This window comes from Aquimarina sp. 433 (assembly GCF_054054605.1).
In genome coordinates this window covers 404,670-424,438 of record NZ_JBSWZK010000003.1, presented here as the reverse complement: position 1 = coordinate 424,438, position 19,769 = coordinate 404,670, and the positions used below count along the sequence as shown (strand labels likewise).

Sequence of the window (19,769 nt, the reverse complement as noted above, 5' to 3'; positions counted from 1 at the left end):
AATACGCATTGAAAACGAATATTTTTTTAGAATTATATAATTTATTTAACCCTATTTGTCGTTTCATTAATTTTCATTCAAAGTTACATCTATTTATTTTTATGGATTACGACAAAAACTTATTTTAATTGATGGTAAAACTCATTAATAAAATGTTAACACTATTGTTAAAGAATTTCAAACTATATAGAGAAAGTGATATCTTCCCCGATTATTGAACAAATACTTTTTTAAAATGAAAATTTCATCATCAAAAAACAAATTAATCATCTTATCGCTCGCTTTTGCATTAGGGTTGGGGATCCAAAATGCAGATGCACAACGTAAGAAAAAGAAAAAATCAAAAAAAGGAGATACTGAACAAGTTGATACTCCTAAAAAGGATTCTAAAGAAAAATCAATTGAAGATCTTACCAAAAAGAGTAAAAAAATCGAAGGTTTATTTACCGTGTATAGAGATACCATAGACGGGAGTACCCAAATGCTGATCAAAAAAGATCAGATTGGAAAAGAATTCATTTATTTCAGTCAGATTTCTGATGGAGTTTTAGAAGCAGGTGCTTTTAGAGGATCCTACATGAATAATAAGGTTTTTAAAATTGAAAAACATTTTAATAAGATTGAATTTGTAACTCAAAATGCGTCTTTCTATTTTGATGAGAGCAGTGCTTTATCAAAAGCCTCCAACGCTAATATTAGTGAAGGAATTATGGCTAGTTTAAAAATTGAAGCGCAGGATGATGAAAAAGGTTTTTATCTTATAAAATCGGACAACCTTTTCCTTAAAGAAACTTTTGAGCAGATTAAAATGCCTAATTTTCCGGGACAATCTCCTTTCTCATTTAAAGTAGGTTCTCTTAGTAAGGAAAAAACCAAAATCAAAACGATTAAAAACTACCCAGAGAATTTAAATATCAACACTCATTATGTATATTCTAAACCGAATGTACTTAATGGAGGGTCTGCTGCAGTGACTGACGGTAGAAATGTAACCATTAAGGTAGAACATAGCTTAATAGCGATGCCAGAAAATGATTATCAACCACGATTTGATGATCCAAGAATAGGGTATTTCTTTACACAAGTAACTGATATGACCTCTGCAAGTGCTACGCCGTACAGAGATCTTATACATCGTTGGAATCTTGTAAAAAAAGACCCTAACCTTGCACTTTCAGAACCTGTAACACCGATTACTTGGTGGATAGAAAACACAACTCCAGTAGAGTTTAGAGAAACGATTAAAGAAGCTGTTTTAGAATGGAATCATTCTTTTGAAAAGGCTGGTTTTAAAAATGCTATGGTCGTTAAAGTACAACCAGACGATGCAGATTGGGACGCTGGAGACATTAGATACAATGTACTTAGATGGACTTCTTCGCCAAGACCTCCTTTTGGAGGTTACGGACCTAGTTTCGTAAATCCAAGAACTGGTGAAATATTAGGAGCAGATATTATGCTAGAATATGTATATCATACGAATCGCGTTATGTATGATCGTCTTTTTAACTTATCTGCTAACAGTTATACAGAAGAAGAAAATTATCCGACCATGGCAAAGAATAAACATATGTATTGTTCTTACGGACATGTAATGCAGGAAAATTCATTATTTGGTCAGGCTGCACTAACCGCTTTTGGTGCTAGCGAAAATGAAATGGAAGGTATGAAGAAGGAAGCAATGAAAGAGCTTATCATGCATGAAGTAGGACATACTTTGGGTCTCAATCATAACATGAAAGCTAGTCAACTATTTTCTCCAGAAGAACTTAGTAATCCAGAATTCATAAAAGGAAAATGTCTTACAGGATCAGTAATGGACTATACTGCAATAAATGTTACTAATGATCCTACAAAACAAGGAGCTTATTTCTCAACAACTGTAGGACCATATGATGATTGGGCGATTCAATTTGGATATACTCCAGTAACATCTCAGAATGAATTAGAAAAAATTGCGAACCAATCTAATAAACCAGAACTAATTTTTGGTAATGATGCCGATGATATGCGTTCTCCAGGTAAGGCTATTGATCCGAGAGTAATGATTGGAGATATGTCTAACGATCAAATTACTTATTCTATCAACCGAATAGAATTAGTGAATGAAATGATGAATAAAATTAAACTGAAGTTTAGCAGAAAAGGAGCTTCCTATCAGGAATTACGCCAGGCATATTACATCCTTAAAGGCCAATATGCTAGTGCTGGAAATGTTATTTCGAGATTTATCGGAGGTGTATATGTTGATAGAAGTATGGTTGGTCAAGATCCAAATGCTAAGCCATTTACTCCTGTTAGTTATGAAGATCAGAAAAGAGCCATGAATGCACTTAAAAAATATGTATTTGCTCCTGATGCTTACAGTGTTCCTAATGATCTTTACAATTATATTGCAATGCAGCGAAGAGGATATAACTTTTTCGGTGGCCCAGAAGATCCTAAAATTCATGATCTTACACTAGGTCTTCAGAAAAGAGTTTTAGATCATATTCTACACCCAAATACCTTACAACGTATCACAGATTCAGAATTATACGGTAATAAGTATATCTTATCTGAGTATATGACGGACTTAAATAACGCTATTTTCCAAGCTGATGCTGCAGGATCCATTAATACATTTAGACAAAACCTTCAGTTAGAATACACAAAAAGGCTTATTAATATTATTGCATCCAACACCGCAAAAGGTCCAAAGTATACATATGCCTCTAAGTCTATGGCTTTATATAACTTAAAGAGAATTAGATCAATGATTTCTAATGGATCTGGAAATAAGTTATCAAAAGCTCATAAAGATCATTTAAGAACTTTGATTAACAATGTAGTAGAAGACATAAAATAAACTTCTATATCTTAATAGCTTAAAAAGGCTGATTTATAGAATCAGCCTTTTTTATTACCAATACTTCAGAAAAAACAGAGATATATTTTAAAATATCTAAAAAGGTTTTACTTATTTCAAATTTGTAGGAGATTATTACAAATTTTATATACTAAATAGTATGTTTATATCTTAATTAAACTTAAACCAACCCACCACATTAAGATCAAATGAAAAAGACCACCCTTCTTATTCACTGTTTAGACAAAAAAGGAATCATTGCCACAGTCACCAATTTTATCTTAGCAAAAAAAGGAAACACTGTCTACATAGAGCAACATGTAGATAGAGAGTTAGGTGAGTTTTTCATGAGGTTAGAATGTGAATTTGATCAAGATGAAGAAAAGTTAGCATTATTCAAAGAATCCTTTAATAAGGTGGTTGCGGATAATTATAATATGCATTGGGAAATGTACAACGCAGAAAAAAAGCCTAAAATGGCTCTTTTTGTCTCTAAATATGATCACTGCTTGTATGATATTTTGAGTAGGCATGCTTCTGGAGAGCTTAAAGCAAAAATACCTATCATCATCAGTAATCATCTTGATCTAAAACCAATTGCCGATAGTTTCAAAATTCCATTTAAACATATTCCTGTTACTAAAACAAACAAAGCCGAAGCTGAAGCGGAACAATTAGCACTACTTCAAGAACATAAAGTAGATTTCATTGTCTTAGCGAGATATATGCAAATACTTTCAGAAAACTTTGTAAATCAATTTACAAATAGGATTATTAATATCCACCATTCTTTTTTACCAGCTTTTCCCGGAGCCAAACCATATCATTCTGCTTATGAACGTGGTGTAAAAATTATTGGTGCTACTAGCCATTATGTAACTTCAGATCTGGATGAAGGCCCTATTATCGAGCAGGAAGTAGTTCGTGTATCACACATCCATAACGTTCAGGATTTTATTCTAAAAGGTAGAGATCTGGAAAAAATAGTGCTATCGCGGGCCATCAAACATCATATAGAAAGAAAAGTGTTGGTCTATAATAACAAAACAGTCATTTTCTCATAAACCGAATACATCTCCTGTATTAGCAAAATTATACCCTTCTTCTTCTAACTTTTTTCTATCCTTATTTTCTGGATTTATTAAAGGGTTAGAGTGATTAAAATGGATGAATATAATTTTTGATTTCATTTCTTTACTTTCATTATTGAACAACTCTATGGTTTCTTGAATAAACGGATGAGGAACTTCGGACATAGGTCTAGGAATTTCTCCATCCTTAAAAAAAGTAGCATCCAAAAACGCATAGTCTACCTTTTTTACCTCATCCACAATATTATTTTCCCAAAGAGACCATTTATTAATATCTGGAATAAATAATGCCGTTTTGGTTGGGCCAGATATTTTATACCCTACCGTTTCAGAAAATTCATCTCTATGAGGTACTGTAAATGGAGTAACATTAATCTCATTTGTTATCCTCAAAGGTTCTTTATCATTCAAAGTCTGTATCCTTATATTATCTAATGCTAACAGTTGAGACCAAGGTCCATTTGATTCTAAAAAAGATTTCATTTTAGGCATAGCAAAAACATTAATATCTTTTGCTCCCATTGCTTCTCTACCGAAATACATAAGACCTGTATAATGTCCGATATGCGCATGCGTGAGAAATACACCATTTATAATAGGATCTTGATCCAGAAAATGTGCATCTAACATTGCCAATTGTTCTGGCAAATTAGGAGTTGCCTCTATCAAAAACTTTTTCTTTGCTTTTTCATCTACTAATCCTAAAGAAACCACTAACTCCTTTTTAATTCTACCAGAAGCCACAGCCTCAAATTCATTGGTATTATTAATATGAGGATATCCTCCATCCTGTGCGATTCCTAATACGGTGATATATTGTAGTGTGTCATTATATCGCGAAGATGTTCCTTTTGTCGAATCTTCTTTATTTTTACAAGAAATAATGAAAAGAGATAGAGCGAAAAAAATTAACTTTGAATTCATAGAGAAGAATATCTACTCAAATCTAACAATAAATTAAGAAATGATTGGTGACATGTAAATTGTCCACGAAAGAAACTCTTCCTAGATTACAAATACTTAAACACAATAAAGATGAAAAGATTTTTGCTAATACTCGTTATATTTCAACTCACCAGTTGTGCAGAACTGCAGCAAGTTATAGAAAGCCTTCCGCAAGAAACTACTGGTGGTATCGGTCTTAGTAATGTTGATATTGGAAATGGTCTACGGCAAGCATTAGATAAAGGGATCGACAAACAAGTAACAAAACTTACGCAAAAAGATGGTTTTTTTAGAAATGAATTGGTAAAAATTGTATTACCTGATGAACTTAAAAAAGTAGATAAATCATTGCGAGATATTGGATTAGATAATTTAGCTGATGAAGGTTTAAAAGTATTAAATAGAGCTGCTGAAGATGCGGTAAAAGAAGCGACTCCTATTTTTGTAAATGCAGTAAAGCAAATTACATTTAATGATGCTAAACAAATTTTACTTGGTAATCAGGATGCTGCGACACAATATCTTAAGGGAACTACAAAAACTGCTTTATACTCAAAATTTAACCCTGTTATAAAAAATTCACTTTCCAAAGTAGGAGCAGATAGAGTTTGGTCTAATATTATTAATAAGTATAACAGTATTCCTTTTACGAACAAAGTGAACCCTGATCTTACAGATTACGTTACAGGTGAGGCATTAAATGGTGTTTATACCATGATTGCAGTGGAAGAAGGTGAAATAAGAACCAAATTAAGTTCAAGAACTACAGATTTACTTAGAAAAGTTTTTGCGCTTCAGGACGGTAAATAAAAGCTCAGAAGGAATAACCCTACACTTTTTACACTTCATCTAATCTTGTATGGTTTTCAACGATTTTTCAAATTTTTCACAAAAATTCAGCTTTTTATTTAATTTATAGATTTAATAACAATCAATAAGATTTTTTTATAAGAATACGGAACCCCTTCAAGAGAAGGGGTTCAATTATTCTCAAAACCGAACCATCTGTTTCAAGGAGGTAATTATATTGTAGGACTTTTTTTATCGAGAGATTCATTTAATTTCGCGTCCGATTTTAAAAAAGCCCTCAATGAAAAACTTAATCAAGCTTAGCATAGCTATAGCTATTTTCGTATGCTCTGGACTTATTCAGGCCCAAGAGAAAACAGTAACCGGAATGGTTACAGACCCTGCAGGAATTCCACTTCCAGGAACAAATATTTTAGTTAAGAACACTGATAATGGAGTACAAACCGATTTTGATGGTAATTATTCCATCGAAGCTAATATCGGTGATACACTTATCTTTTCTTACGTAGGTTTCGAAACACAAGAAGTTATAATCTCCTCATCTTTAGTAATCAATGTTGCGCTTAAAGATAATGTTGAAGGATTAGACCAAGTAGTAGTAATAGGATACGGAAGTTCCTCCAAAAAACAAATTACCACGAGTGTTGCAAGCATACAAGCTGAAGGAATAGGTGATATTAACACTCCAAGTATTCAATCTTTGATGACCAGTAAAGTTACTGGTGTTCAAATAACTCAACTTTCAGGAAGAGTTGAATCTGGGATAAAAGTAAGGGTAAGAGGTGTCTCTACAGTGGGCGCATCTCAAGAACCATTATATGTTTTAGACGGAGTACCATTAATTAATGATGATGAGTCTATAAACAACTCTCCTATCAACCCATTAATAGGACTTAATCCTAATGACATTGATTCCATAGACTTCCTTAAGGATGCATCTGCAGCGGCCATATATGGGGCTAGAGGAACTAATGGTGTGATCATTATCACTACTAAAAAAGGCAAAGCAGAAAAGACAAAAGTTACATTGAACACTGCTTCTGGATGGAACTTTGCTACCAACAAAAGAGAGTATTTAAACGCCGAACAATATGTTGATTTCTACACCGAAGCCGCATTAAATAGCGGACTTTCATTAAGCGAAATTGAAAGTCGATTTGATCAACTATCTCTAGGGAGAGATTGGAGAAATAATCAAGTGGATACCGATTGGCAAAATCTTGCATTAGTAGAGGGTATCACTCAAGATATAGATTTATCCGCTTCTGGCGGAAGTAAAAATCTAACTTACTATGTTTCTACTTCATACAACAAAACAGAAGGTATTATACTTGGGAATGAATTAGACCGCTATACTTTAAGAGCTAAAGTAGATTCAGACGTTACTAAAAAATCAAAAATTGGAGCGAATATAAATATCTCTAAGGTAACGATTGATCGTCTTTCCAATGACAATGCTTTTATTTCACCTCTTCAATCTATAGCGCAATCTCCTCTTACACCCGCTTTATTAGAAGATGGTACAGCGAACGTAGATGGAAACTCAACTTTATTTCAAAATTTCTTAGGACAGGAACAAACAGGAAGATTTGTTACCGACATTTGGAGAACTACGGCAAATATATACGGTGATTTCTACATTAATGATTATTTGAGATTTAAATCTGAAGTTGGTTACGATTCTAATAATCAGAATGCAGAAAGATTCTCTGGAAGTTTGACAGAATTTGCTTCAGCAGGAGGTGTTGGTACTGTTAGTAATGCTATTACCGAAAGATATATTTTAACCAATTATCTAACCTATAAACGTAATCTTGGTGAGGCAGTGGATTTTTCTGCTACACTTGGAGGTAGTTTCGAGGAAACCAATCGTAAAAGTCAATTCACGATAGGACAAGGTTTCCCATCAGATGATTTACAAACCTTAGATAATGCAGTGTTAATAACAAACGGAGGATCTAATAAAACCAAATATAACTTTCTATCTTATTTTGCAAGATCCCGTTTTTCTATTGCAGAAAAATATCTTATAAACTTAAGTATTCGTAGAGACGGTTCTTCAAGATTTGGCCAAGATTCTCAGTTCGGATGGTTCCCTGCTGCTTCTGCTGCTTGGATAGTTAGTAACGAACGATTTTTAAGCAATTCTTATTTGCTAAGTAATTTTAAATTAAGAGGAAGTTGGGGTATAACTGGAAATGCAGAAATCGGAGATTTCGCAAGTAAAGATCTCTATGGAGTTACTACCTATGATGAAAGACTTGGTGTATCTCCAATTCAAATAGGAGATAATGAATTACGATGGGAAAAAACTACTCAGTATGACTTAGGAGCTGATTTTGGCCTGTTTAATAATGTCATTTCAGGAGAGTTCGATTATTATAACAAAACCACAAATGATTTATTATTTAATCAGCCATTACCAGGTACTTCAGGTTTCACTTCAGTTGTAAGAAATATTGGTGAGATCGTAAATGAAGGGTTTGAAGTAAGCTTGAATGCAAGAATTATTTCAAAACCATCTGTAATATGGAGTATAGGTACACTCTTTACTAAAAATACAAATGAAGTTACTGATCTTCCTAGTGGAGACATTATAGATGGAGTAAATATTATTAGAAAAGGAGAAACTTTATCTTCATTCTATCTGTATGAGTACGCTGGTGTAGATCCTGCTAATGGAGATGCATTATTTTACACAAATACATTAAATGCTGATGGTTCGTTAGATAAATCAACTACGAATAATCTGTCAAACGCAAATAGGATAGTTACTGGAAACCCTTTTCCTGAATATCAAGTTGGATTTACCAATAATCTAAAAGTGAATGGATTTGATTTTCAATTTACATTCCAAGGAGAATTCGGAGCTTCAATTTTTGATCAAGCAGGTAAATTCTCTTCTGGTAATGGTAAATTTTTCGATAACCAAACTGTCGATCAGTTAAACAGATGGCAAAACCCAGGTGACATTACCGATGTTCCACAAGCAAGATTAAATCAAGACAATGGGCAAGCTGATTCTACTCGTTATCTTCAGGAGGCTGACTTCATTCGACTTAGAAATATTACACTTGGATATACGATCAATCCTACCTTTTCTAAAAGGTTCTATTTAGAAAAAGTAAGATTCTATTTTAGTGGTTTAAATTTATTTACTATTACTGACTATGATGGATATGATCCAGAGTCGACTGCAGATTTTAATGGAAATTCTGGAGTAAGAACTGGTATCTCCTTCTACTCTGCTCCACCAGCAAAAACATACACATTAGGTTTAAATATAGAATTTTAATACCGCTATTAAAACCTATATATCATAACCAAAAAGTTAAGAAAGAAATGAAAACATATATAAAAACATTATTAACCATGACTGTTATACTAACCCAAATCAGTTGTGAAAACAGATTAGATACAGACCCTGAACAGTCGCTAACTACAGAAAACGCTTTTGATACTCCAGAAAAGGTAACAAACATATTAATTGGAGCATATGCACAAGCAGGACAAGGTGCAAGTTATGGAGGTCAATTATATACCATAGCAGAACTACTTGCTAATGATCAAGAGTTAGGATGGAACGGTACTTTTTCTGATCCTAGTGAGTTTAATAATAAAACCATAAATACCAATAATACTTTTGTTGCAGCTTTATGGTTAAATGGATACGATATCAGTAATCAAGTAAATATTGTTTTAGACAATTTAGATATATTCGAAAATCTGGATAGAAAAAATTCTGTTGAAGGTCAAGCTAAATTCTTAAGAGCGGTTACCTATTTTGATTTACTACGTTTCTTCTCTAAGCACAACAACAATCGTATAAATGATGGTGAACTTGGAGTTCCCATTGTTAGAACACCTGTTATACAGCTAGACGATATTACGTACCCAACTAGAAATACTATAGGACAAGTATATGATTTTATTATAAACGATCTAGAGGATGCTATTGCATTGTTACCGCAAACCAACGGTGTCTTTGCTTCTGCTAACGCAGCCAAATCATTATTAGCCAGAATATATTTACAAATTGGCAATTATGAGCAAGCTAGAGATCTATCCAATGAAGTAATTCAATCTGGAATATATACCCTTACAGAAACTCTTGATGATGCGTACAATAATGATGATAATTCTACTGAAGACATTTTTGCCTGGCAAGTAACCGATTCTGATGGCACAAACAGTATGAATACATTTTGGGCCACTGATAGATTTGGAGGAAGACCAGGAAATCCAGACATCTCCATAGAAGATGCATTTTTTGGAATATTTGACGATGCTAATGACGCTAGAGCAAACTATTTTTACATAGATTCGGAAACAGGATCAGGAATAGCTTCTTTTAAATGGATATTTGGAAATTCAAATATACCATTTATCAGATTACCGGAGATATATTTAATCAGAGCCGAGTCTAATTTTATTCTTAATACAGCTATTGGTGATAGTCCGCTAAACGATGTGAATGTTGTAAGAAATAGATCTAATGCATTTCCTTTCACAGATATCGAATATGTCGATATTATTTTAGAAAGATTACGCGAATTATCTTTTGAGGGTCACAAATTACATGATTTTAAAAGGTTGGAGATTTCAGTTGGAGAGCTACCTTTTGATGACAATAGATTAGTATTACCTATACCTCAAAGAGAACGAAATATCAATCCTGATTTAGAGCAAAATGAAGGGTATTAGTATAATTAATTTGAATTAGCCAATAAAGGATCGTGCAATTTAGTTTGCCCGATCCTTTTTTTAGTATAGCATTAAATAAACTTAACTTAGTCTTAAGAATCATTTTTACTGAGAGCTAATACTTTTGCATAAAAAGTAAAAGAAAGAAAAATGTTTTATTGGTCTAAGGATAAATCTGATCTCGAAAAACTACAAAAACGCTATTGTCGTTTAATGAAAAGCTCTTATATCATTGCCTTAAAAGATAAAGAAAAGAGTGATAATTTAAATGAGGAAGCAAATAAGCTTTTGATGGAAATCAAAAAATTAGATCATCAGCAATCCTAATTACTTGTCTCCTATTTACTAAATTGATGTAAGAAGGCTAAGGATTCTTCATTAAAAACCTCTGGTTGTTCTACATTTACTACGTGCCCAGAATCTTTTACCACAAAAAGATTCGAAAATTGGTGCATAGAAACAACTTTCTTTATCGATGGCAGAAATAAATAGTCTTCTTCTCCCATTACATATAAGGTAGGTATTTTAATGTCTTTAGATCTAAAGAATCTTAGTAAAGGATTGATTTCTGAAGTTAATCTAAACCAACGAACAAATTCTTTCTGATATAGCTTTTTAGCCTCATTTACGAAAAGAACTCTTGATTCTTTATGATTCTTTTTAGGCATTATGATAAAAGCAAAAAACTTATATAAAAACATATAAGGCACTACCGATTTAAATACAATCCCAAGCTTCATTAATACCTGTGACCTCAAGTTGAGTTTCATAATTGCTCCACCCATAATCATACTTTCTACACGATCAGGATGTTTTTCGGCAAGATTTCTAATTAATATAGTCCCTAAAGAAATTCCAATAAAATGTGATGATTTAATTTCCTCTTTATCGATCACCTCTACAATATCATCTGTTATAGAATCAAATGTGTATTTAGAATTAAAAGCATCTTTAATTGCAGGTTTGGAATTACCATGACCTCTTAGATCCAAAAGAAGTACATTATAGTGCTTTCTAAATTCTCTAACTTGTTTATACCATATAGAAGAACTTCCACCTGCTCCATGAACAAAAGTTACCCATTTAGGATTGGTATTATGGCGATATATAGAATAATTTAGCATATACTAACTGAAGATGTAAAGATAAGTACTTATTAGTCACTATTTGCAGAGTATTAACAGTATTTAATAGATTGTTCAAGAATTATTGATCAATGCAGGCTTTTAAAATACTTAAAAGCTAACGCAAGTCTTGATCCATACCACGAAAAATATTCTCCATCTACCAATACAACTTTGGCACCTGGTATCATTTTTTCTACTTCTTGTTTATGATTTTCAGAAAAAGGAAAAGGTTCTGATGATAACAAAATCAAATCAATATTTTCTATAGATGTTAATTCCTCTTCTGATATTTCAGGATATCTTTCTTCGTTCCCATAGACATTAACAAATCCATTCAACTCCAGTAAATGATGAATAAATGTTCCTTTTCCAGCTACCATCCAAGGTTTTCTCCAAATAAAATAAGCAACTTTTTTCTGCTTTTTGTACTTGATAAATTCTAAAAAATCCTTTTGCTCTTCAAGAATCTTAGAAACTAAATGCTTAGCTTCTTCTTGAGTATTAAAGATATCCCCGTATTGATAAATGAGTTCTATTGCTTCATCCATAGTACTAATATCGGATACATGAACTGGATGTTTTGTTTCTAACGATTCAACAATCTCCTTAGTGTTTTCTTCTTTATTACAAAGAATAATGTCAGGATTTAATTCTTCAATTTTATCCAAATGAATATTTTTCGTACCTCCTACTACAGATTTGTCTTTTCTAATATGTATTGGATGTACACAGAACTTTGTAACACCTACTATACAGTCCTCTAATCCTAATGCTACCAATAGTTCGGTTTGCGAAGGAACCAAAGAAATTATTCTTTTGGGTGTATTTAACAGTTCGATATTCCTATGTAATTGATCTTTATAAATCATGGTTATCTACTTAGCCATTTCCCATAAAACACTGTCTTAAAAAAATCACAAACATTTAACTAACAGGTTTTTAAATTAGGAATTCCTACAAAAAATAAGTAAATTGTAAGAAAGAGTTTTAATTTAAATATTTGGGGCTATGAATTCAATAATACTCAACATTATCATCTATTGTTGCTTAGCATTTTTTGTATTTTTCATTGCATACGGACTTATCGGTTATGCAAAACAAGTGTTTAAAGCCAATAGACGTTAATCGATTTTAAAATGTAATTAGAAAAGGAAATTGAATTTAGGTTTAATTTCCTTTTTTAAGATTGAGCCTTTAGTATTTCTTCCATTTGCTGTTGTAGTTCTTTTGCTTTTTCTGCCGCAACTACATCAAAATCTGACTCTTTAGAAGCGTAAATAATACCTCTCGATGAATTAATTAATAATCCAATCTGATCATTAATTCCATATTTACACACATCTTGCAAATTTCCTCCTTGTGCCCCTACACCAGGTACTAATAAAAAACTATCAGGAACAATTTTTCTTATTTCTCCGATAAACTCGGCTTTGGTTGCTCCAACCACATACATCAAGTTCTTAGAATTTTGCCATTCTTTAGAAGTTTCCAGTACTTTTTTATACAATTCAATTCCTCCTATGGTTTTTGTCTGAAAATCAAATGCTCCTTGATTAGACGTTAATGCCAGCATAATGGTATGCTTTCCTTTAAACGACAAAAACGGTTCTATTGAATCCTTTCCCATATACGGAGCAACGGTAACAGAGTCAAAAGCCAAGTCTTCAAAAAACGCTTTGGCATACATAGCACTTGTATTTCCAATATCTCCTCGTTTTGCATCTGCAATCGTAAAAATCTCGGGATGATTCGTATTAAGATATTGAATCGTTTTTTCTAAAGATTTCCAACCTTTTAACCCATAAGCCTCATAAAAAGCGGTATTTGGCTTATATGCTACTGCCAAATGATGTGTGGCGTCTATAATCTTCTTATTAAACTCAAAAATTGGATCTTCTGTCTCCAACAGATATGAAGGTATTTTATTAAGGTCCACATCAAGACCAATACATAGAAACGATTTCTTTTTCCAGATTTGACCTACAAGTTCTTGAGTTGTCATTGTTTTTTATTTAAGATTTATTTATTCTTTACCGTCTACGTATTCTTGCAAATATTGGTATCTAGGTGTTAATTTACCATCCTGCGTCATACGCGCTCGTTCTAAAACACCATCCTTATCATCATTAAAAAAGGCTGGGATTACATGTGCTAAAAACATGTTTCCAAATCCTTCACTAGCATCTTTTGGTAACTCACAAGGTAAATTATCTACTGCCATTACCACAATAGCTTCAGGATCTTTAAAATCGATTTCTTCTTCTCTTTGCGCATGATATCCATAAATTGGATCTGCGATTGTAGAGGATCTTATAGTAGTTGCTACTGGTCCATCAATATCACAAGAAATATCTGCTACTACTTTTATATTAAAATCTTTTGATTTTGCATCTTCTCTAGTATAGATAAAAGGAGCTCCATCTCCAAAGAAATGACCCGCCATGTATATATCACTAACCTTGGCAAACTTCATAAAATCACTTACGTACTCCTGTGGATGATCATAAAAATCTTGCTTACTGATTACTGTTCCGTCTTTTCTTTTATTGTAATCCAAGACATCTATTTGTGTATAAACTGGTTCTTCAAAATCATTTGCTATATATTCTTCTGCAGAAACTTCTTTGATGTTCATCGCATCCAAAATTTCTTTCGCTCCACCTCCAACTTTTCCTTTTCCGGTCAATACAATTTTAATATTTGGTAACTTGATCTTAGACAGTTCTTCTTCAAGTGCTTTTTGATCTCGTAATGTTTCAGCTTTGGGAAGAGTAAAACTTTCATTTTTCAACCCAAAAGCCCTAAACCCATTATAAGCACCAACAATTCCAGCATATCTACCAAAACCAATTAATCTCCATCCTCCTTGATTCACTACTACCTCATGATCATACAGTTCTATGTTCTTATCCAGAATTGCTTTTAATAATTTACGATTATAGGGTTGCTTTTTTATGGTATGAGAAAAGAAGAAATACTTTCTATTAGGGATCAACGCATCAATGGGAACTTCTTTTACACCTAACAATACTTCGCAATCACTGATATCCTCTGTAACATCAAAACCAGCTGATCTATACGCTTCATCAGAAAAGATTCTAATATCAGAACTTTCTACTTTAAAAGAAGCTTCTGGAAACTTGCCCATTGTGTCATTAAGACCTTGCGGAGAGAAGACTACGCGACGATCTGGCGGGTTTTTTCGTTCTCTGATGATTCCAAATGTAGTCATATAGCTTTGGTATGTAATTTGTTTATGTAAAAGCGCGGCTAAGATATGACAAATATGATTATCTTTGCCAACCATTTTGGTATTCAAATGAAGTTTATTGGATCAATTTAACTTTAAATGAATGCATTATATAAATTATCGGGGTCGACTGGTTTTGACAGCGAGATTAATAGAGTGGTAAGCACGTCGAGCGCTGGAATATAGCTCGTAAATATCATGTTTCATCTTTTTTAAACGGCGAGAATAACTACGCCCTAGCTGCATAATCTGAATTATAGTAAGATAGTGCCTCGGTTCGCTAGGCGAACAAGCAGGATACCTCTCAAGAGCCTTGGTTTACGGCGATTGGTTTTGAGGTATCGTAAAAGTAAACCTAGAAATTATAGTGTCTTGATATAATTTCGAAATTTAAGTAAGAATAAGCGATAGGTTGGCGGTCTTTGGTCTTTCTTATCGACGAAAACTAAACAAGGACTAAGCGTGTAGAAAGCTGTTGTATTACTTGTTTGGACGAGGGTTCGAATCCCTCCGACTCCACAAAAAACTCCCAAATCATTACTGTTTTGGGAGTTTTTATTTTTTAAATTCCTTTTATCGTTGACTAAACTGTAACTTCATCTAATATCTACACCATCTTTGCCTTTATAAAATCTTTTGAGTTCTATTCGATTTCCAACAGAAACTTTCATGACATAAAGACCTTCTAACAATAAAGAAATATCAATATCTCTATCCAGATGAAGCTTTTTTTCGATCCTTATAAAACCAGATGCATCCATAATCTTAATAACCATTGGTTCTTTTATATCCGAAACGATAGATATATATTGATCTGCCGCTGTAGCTTTGAGCATTATAGCAGGAGTTTTATCATTAGAAAAATCTATAGGTATTGTTATATCCACAGGAGGCTTGGAATACATCGTATTTATACCGAACATCACAATTAAAACAAGTAGTATTTTTTTCATCTTTTTTATTTTTAATTTACTCATTTTCAAATAATTATTAGGTTAAATAAATGATAAAAAGCACTTATCTTAAGACAACTTTAGGATATATTGTAACGATGCAGTTAAAAATTACTTTGGCTAGCATTATGAATTGTATAATTCTTAGTAATCTCATGTGTGAAACTTAAAAAATCAAACTATTTTTATTAAAAAAGTTTGATTTTAGGAATTTAAAATTAAAATTTACTAGTACAAAATAATCAAAATGAACCCAAAACCTTTTTTCTACATCAAACAAGTTTTGTAAAATGGGTAAGTTAAAACCTACTTATTTTCAAATAAATGACCAAAACAAACTTTCGCATAAAACCTACTAAAACACTAGGATAATCACTTTTTCAGCTTCTATGATTTAGGATAGGATTTGTAATTTTTACTTTTTATTCCCAAAAGGTATTTAGCTAAAAAAGATAACGTTATATCGAAAAGTGATATCAAAGTGAATTTCAAAACAAAATAAGATTTAACTTTATAAAGTCACACACAAACGTAACCCAAATGAAAAGTGCCAACCACACCCAAAATTTTCTTTTAATAAAAAATATGTCTTTTACGTACCAGCAAAAACATTCGCCCAATTAGCTTTTGTAGTAGCTCACTAGTAGTATTTATTATTTTTTTCGACAATAGATGAAACCGAACCATGTCTATTGTTGATGTCACACCCTAAACCCATCAAAGCTATGCAAGAATTTAGCGTTGTTGTGGCATATGATGACCCACTCAAAAGATTAGGCATCAAAGCCATGTTAGAAGCCCCAAAAGACATGAAATTTAAGCTATATGAAGATATATCAGACTTAGAAAACACCAGAAAAGTTATTGTTAATAATCAACCCGATTTTATTGTCATAGATGCTACTTTAAACTCTAATAAATCTGGAATCGAACTGGCCAAATATACCCGATTACACTCTAGGAAGACTAGAATTATTATTATGGCTTTTACCTTAGAAGACTGGTTAATTAAAGAACTTAAAACCTTGGAAATTAAATGGATTCTATACAAAGCAGAAACAGTACAAAACATTACTAAATGTGCTGGTAGAGCTATTCAAAATAAACCATATGTAAGCAAATTATTTAGAGAATCCTGGTGGAAAGAAGAAGGAAATCCGATTCCGAGTGTATCAGATAAGTCTTATCAGCAATTATCAAAAACTGAAGTCAAAATACTCAATCAAGTAGCACTTGGTAAAACCAACAAGGAAATTGCTTTAGACTTATTTAAAAGTGAAAAGACCATTAAAAATCATCGCCAGAATATTTGTAAAAAGTTACAAATAACCGGTAGTAATGCGCTTTTTAAATATACTATGAGGCTAAAGGATATATATCATTAATTTTTTATTAGGATTATGTTTCAATCATAAAAATGAGCACTTGTACCCATTTTTTTAAATAGAAGAGTTTCTAATTTTCCATTCGAAAACTAACTACTCTAAATACAATGAAAAACACTACACTAAAAACCTTCTTGGTTTTACTGTGGCTGATATCACTATCACATGCTCAAGAACTTATTCTAAAACAAGACAACCAGATTTATAGTAAGAAACAAAATGAGAAAATTAGCACTCTAAGACTCAGTAATAATCAATTATCAACAACTGCTCAGATTGATCATATAATCTACCGACAGGATGCTATCAACTCTAAATTTCAGATAACTCCTGATTATGATTTTTTTCAAGGATTACAAAGTCCATTTAATCCAAACCTATGGATATATATGGAACGGGAACAAATTGGAGGTGCATTTCGATTACATAAAGTTAATCTAAAAACCAATATTCAAACCACTCTATTGAGCAAAGTGAATAAAAATAGACAGGAAAAGGCTTTCAAACCGATTGCATGGACTAATGATCCAAACAAAATATTTGTGGAAGCAATGTATTTGGATGCTGCAGAAGAACATGAAGGTATTTTTATTTATGATATAAAAACTAATGAATCTCAAGAGATCCATATCCCTTTTGCATACACTAGAACTCCATTGCTTGCATCCAATAGAAATACATTCATATTCTCTGGATCTACGACATCGTCCAAACCGGATTATCTGCATGGTGTATCTGACATTGTTTATGAGTATAACATCCAAACAAAAAAGAATGAAGTTATCCTTAAAAGCAAAGGAAAGCATATTGATATAGTAGGCTGGAAAAGCAAGGTAAAAACAGGCAAGCAACAAAATAATAACAAATCTGCATTATCTTATTATTTACCTTGGGATTTTGGAGAGGAGAATTGTGTATCCAGACATGGAACTCCTGGACCGACAGGTTCTCATAGCCCTGTAGGAGAGTGTGGTTTTTTTACACCTGGTGGACATCATGGATATCATGCCATAGATTTCGCAACGTCTTTATCTAGCGATGATAATGTAAGAGCTTCTGCAGCTGGAGTAGTTTCTTTCTCTGGAATCAGTGGTAGTTTATCAAGTGGTTATGGAAGATTGGTAATTATAAGGCATAGCGATGGAACACGAACCTACTATGCCCATAACAAAACACTGCTGGTAAGCCAAGGACAATCCGTACAAAAAGGACAAGTAATTGCTTTAGAAGGAACCACCGGCGGATCTACTGGTGATCATATCCATTTTGAATGGAGAGCCGCTGGAGGAAATGCTTCTACTCCTGGATCTTTTGTAGATGCAGGGCAACCCAGACAAAACTTTATTTATAGATCTCAAAATTCTTTCGGATCACAAGCGGATACTCAAGCTCCAACTACTTCAATTAGTGCTTCTGGAGGTAATACACAATCAGGAGATTTTACAGCTAATTATAATGATTCTGATAATGTTGCTGTTACAAGAAGATTTTATCAGGCATTAGAACAATATGGCACTAATTGGTACGCTAATCGTGGTAATGGATTTTTTAATGACAATTTTAATGTATTATACTCTGGCTATACCTACGGAGAAGGGAACTGGAGTATTAATAATGGACATTTACGTCAATCTAATACCGCTTCTGACAACACAAAATTAAATACATTTTTATCACAGAACTCTGGACTCCCCTACTTATATGAATTCTCTGCAAAAACCATATCAACTTCCGGACCAAGAAAATTCGGTATTCATATCATGGCAGACAATCCAGACCAAAGCCAACGAGGAAATTCTTATTTGATATGGTTTAGTGGAGAAGATAATAAAGTTAGAATTTATGAAACCGTAAATGATCAACTTAATTTCAGAGCGATTGATGATGTTGCATTAGACAACAAATGGGCAAATTATAAGATAACCTATAGTCCAGCATTTGGAGTCATCGAAGTATTTAAAAATAACAAATCCATACTTAAATGGACAGATACTTCTCCAATTAAAAACGGTAGTACCATTTCTCTAAGAACAAATAAGACCATCATGGAATTTGATGACTTAAAGGTGTATAAATTTAGAGCCGATGCAAGTACATTGATTACTGCTGGTTCTGGAATCACAAAAGATATTAGACGACAAAATGGTAAAATCAAAAGCTTAGTTAGAGATGCTGCTGGAAATTGGTCTCAACCTGGTAATTTAGATGTAACCATTAGTTCACTGACTAAACAAAATTCTCTCATTAAAGATGATACGTATTTAGAAAGCAACATTCAGGTATATCCAAATCCTACCAATGGTAATGATATTAAGTTGACCAATCTATCATCATACAATTCTCCTATTTCTATTTCCATTATAGATATTACTGGGCGAGTTATAACATCTGTTAGAAAAAACATTGAAGAAACTGAAAACCAAGAAATTGACCTAAGTAGTTACTTTATCCCATTAACAAATGGACATTACTTCATACGAGTAAAGGACGATAGGTCATCTAAAACAATCTCGGTAATCAAAAGGTAAGTTTTTTGTAAGTGTGTAAAAAGGGCTCTACTCATCTGGTTAACAACGAGTCTGAGTCCTTTTTCTTACAAAACTATCTCTAGAACACAAACTTAAACACTATCATCATTATGAAAATTAACAAACAA

At 32.8% G+C, this 19,769-nt stretch carries 14 protein-coding genes and 1 other RNA gene; 9 read left to right on the top strand and 6 right to left on the bottom strand.

Going from position 1 to position 19,769, the window contains the following annotated elements; all coding sequences use genetic code 11:
• Positions 1 to 235 precede the first annotated feature (235 nt).
• The gene (locus ACWNT5_RS08545; RefSeq protein WP_299898779.1) at positions 236 to 2,848 is read left to right on the top strand and encodes a zinc-dependent metalloprotease; all 2,613 of its coding nucleotides are present in this window, start codon (positions 236 to 238) and stop codon (positions 2,846 to 2,848) included.
• Between the two features lie 209 nt (positions 2,849 to 3,057).
• Entirely contained in the window at positions 3,058 to 3,912 is an 855-nt protein-coding gene (gene purU, locus ACWNT5_RS08540; RefSeq protein ID WP_299606493.1) for a formyltetrahydrofolate deformylase, read from the top strand.
• Here purU and ACWNT5_RS08535 read toward each other — a convergent pair.
• Positions 3,907 to 4,863 carry an MBL fold metallo-hydrolase gene (locus tag ACWNT5_RS08535; protein WP_456517101.1) on the bottom strand — a complete coding sequence of 319 codons (957 nt, stop codon included), beginning with the start codon at positions 4,861 to 4,863 and terminating at the stop codon, positions 3,907 to 3,909. The two genes, purU and ACWNT5_RS08535, sit on opposite strands and share 6 nt — an antisense overlap.
• A 111-nt stretch (positions 4,864 to 4,974) precedes the next feature.
• Here ACWNT5_RS08535 and ACWNT5_RS08530 point away from each other — a divergent pair, with 111 nt between their 5' ends.
• The 4 genes from ACWNT5_RS08530 to ACWNT5_RS08515 all read left to right on the top strand — a co-directional run bounded on the left by ACWNT5_RS08530 (position 4,975) and on the right by ACWNT5_RS08515 (position 10,725).
• Positions 4,975 to 5,694: a DUF4197 domain-containing protein gene (locus ACWNT5_RS08530; RefSeq protein WP_299606488.1), complete on the top strand. Its 720-nt coding sequence runs from the start codon at positions 4,975 to 4,977 to the stop codon at positions 5,692 to 5,694.
• A 280-nt stretch (positions 5,695 to 5,974) separates the two neighbouring features.
• Positions 5,975 to 8,989 carry a SusC/RagA family TonB-linked outer membrane protein gene (locus ACWNT5_RS08525; protein ID WP_456517100.1) on the top strand — a complete coding sequence of 1,005 codons (3,015 nt, stop codon included), beginning with the start codon at positions 5,975 to 5,977 and terminating at the stop codon, positions 8,987 to 8,989.
• Between the two features lie 47 nt (positions 8,990 to 9,036).
• Positions 9,037 to 10,398 (top strand): RagB/SusD family nutrient uptake outer membrane protein, encoded by a 1,362-nt coding sequence (locus ACWNT5_RS08520; protein WP_456517099.1) that lies wholly within the window; start codon positions 9,037 to 9,039, stop codon positions 10,396 to 10,398.
• A gap of 150 nt (positions 10,399 to 10,548) precedes the next feature.
• The gene (locus ACWNT5_RS08515; RefSeq protein ID WP_299606479.1) at positions 10,549 to 10,725 is read left to right on the top strand and encodes a Lacal_2735 family protein; all 177 of its coding nucleotides are present in this window, start codon (positions 10,549 to 10,551) and stop codon (positions 10,723 to 10,725) included.
• Positions 10,726 to 10,736: 11 nt separating this feature from the next.
• Here ACWNT5_RS08515 and ACWNT5_RS08510 read toward each other — a convergent pair whose 3' ends face one another.
• The 4 genes from ACWNT5_RS08510 to ACWNT5_RS08495 all read right to left on the bottom strand — a co-directional run bounded on the left by ACWNT5_RS08510 (position 10,737) and on the right by ACWNT5_RS08495 (position 14,757).
• Positions 10,737 to 11,522 (bottom strand): alpha/beta fold hydrolase, encoded by a 786-nt coding sequence (locus ACWNT5_RS08510; protein ID WP_299606477.1) that lies wholly within the window; start codon positions 11,520 to 11,522, stop codon positions 10,737 to 10,739.
• Positions 11,523 to 11,611: 89 nt separating this feature from the next.
• Positions 11,612 to 12,394, bottom strand: a complete 783-nt coding sequence (locus ACWNT5_RS08505; protein WP_299606474.1) for an ABC transporter substrate-binding protein — start codon at positions 12,392 to 12,394, stop codon at positions 11,612 to 11,614.
• 311 nt (positions 12,395 to 12,705) lie between these two features.
• Positions 12,706 to 13,527 carry an orotidine-5'-phosphate decarboxylase gene (gene pyrF, locus ACWNT5_RS08500; RefSeq protein ID WP_299606471.1) on the bottom strand — a complete coding sequence of 274 codons (822 nt, stop codon included), beginning with the start codon at positions 13,525 to 13,527 and terminating at the stop codon, positions 12,706 to 12,708.
• 21 nt (positions 13,528 to 13,548) lie between these two features.
• A complete protein-coding gene (locus ACWNT5_RS08495) occupies positions 13,549 to 14,757 on the bottom strand; it encodes an NAD(P)-dependent oxidoreductase (RefSeq protein WP_456517098.1) in 1,209 nt (402 codons plus the stop codon).
• A gap of 140 nt (positions 14,758 to 14,897) precedes the next feature.
• Here ACWNT5_RS08495 and ssrA point away from each other — a divergent pair.
• Positions 14,898 to 15,297: a transfer-messenger RNA gene (ssrA, locus tag ACWNT5_RS08490) on the top strand.
• A gap of 74 nt (positions 15,298 to 15,371) precedes the next feature.
• On the opposite strand, the gene ACWNT5_RS08485 is transcribed toward ssrA, so the two are convergent.
• Positions 15,372 to 15,728 carry a T9SS type A sorting domain-containing protein gene (locus ACWNT5_RS08485; RefSeq protein ID WP_456517097.1) on the bottom strand — a complete coding sequence of 119 codons (357 nt, stop codon included), beginning with the start codon at positions 15,726 to 15,728 and terminating at the stop codon, positions 15,372 to 15,374.
• 725 nt (positions 15,729 to 16,453) lie between these two features.
• Here ACWNT5_RS08485 and ACWNT5_RS08480 point away from each other — a divergent pair.
• Together ACWNT5_RS08480 and ACWNT5_RS08475 are read left to right on the top strand one after the other, a co-directional pair.
• Entirely contained in the window at positions 16,454 to 17,113 is a 660-nt protein-coding gene (locus tag ACWNT5_RS08480) for a response regulator transcription factor (RefSeq protein WP_299606464.1), read from the top strand.
• A gap of 107 nt (positions 17,114 to 17,220) precedes the next feature.
• Entirely contained in the window at positions 17,221 to 19,641 is a 2,421-nt protein-coding gene (locus tag ACWNT5_RS08475; RefSeq protein WP_456517096.1) for a peptidoglycan DD-metalloendopeptidase family protein, read from the top strand.
• The last annotated feature ends 128 nt before the right edge of the window (positions 19,642 to 19,769 follow it).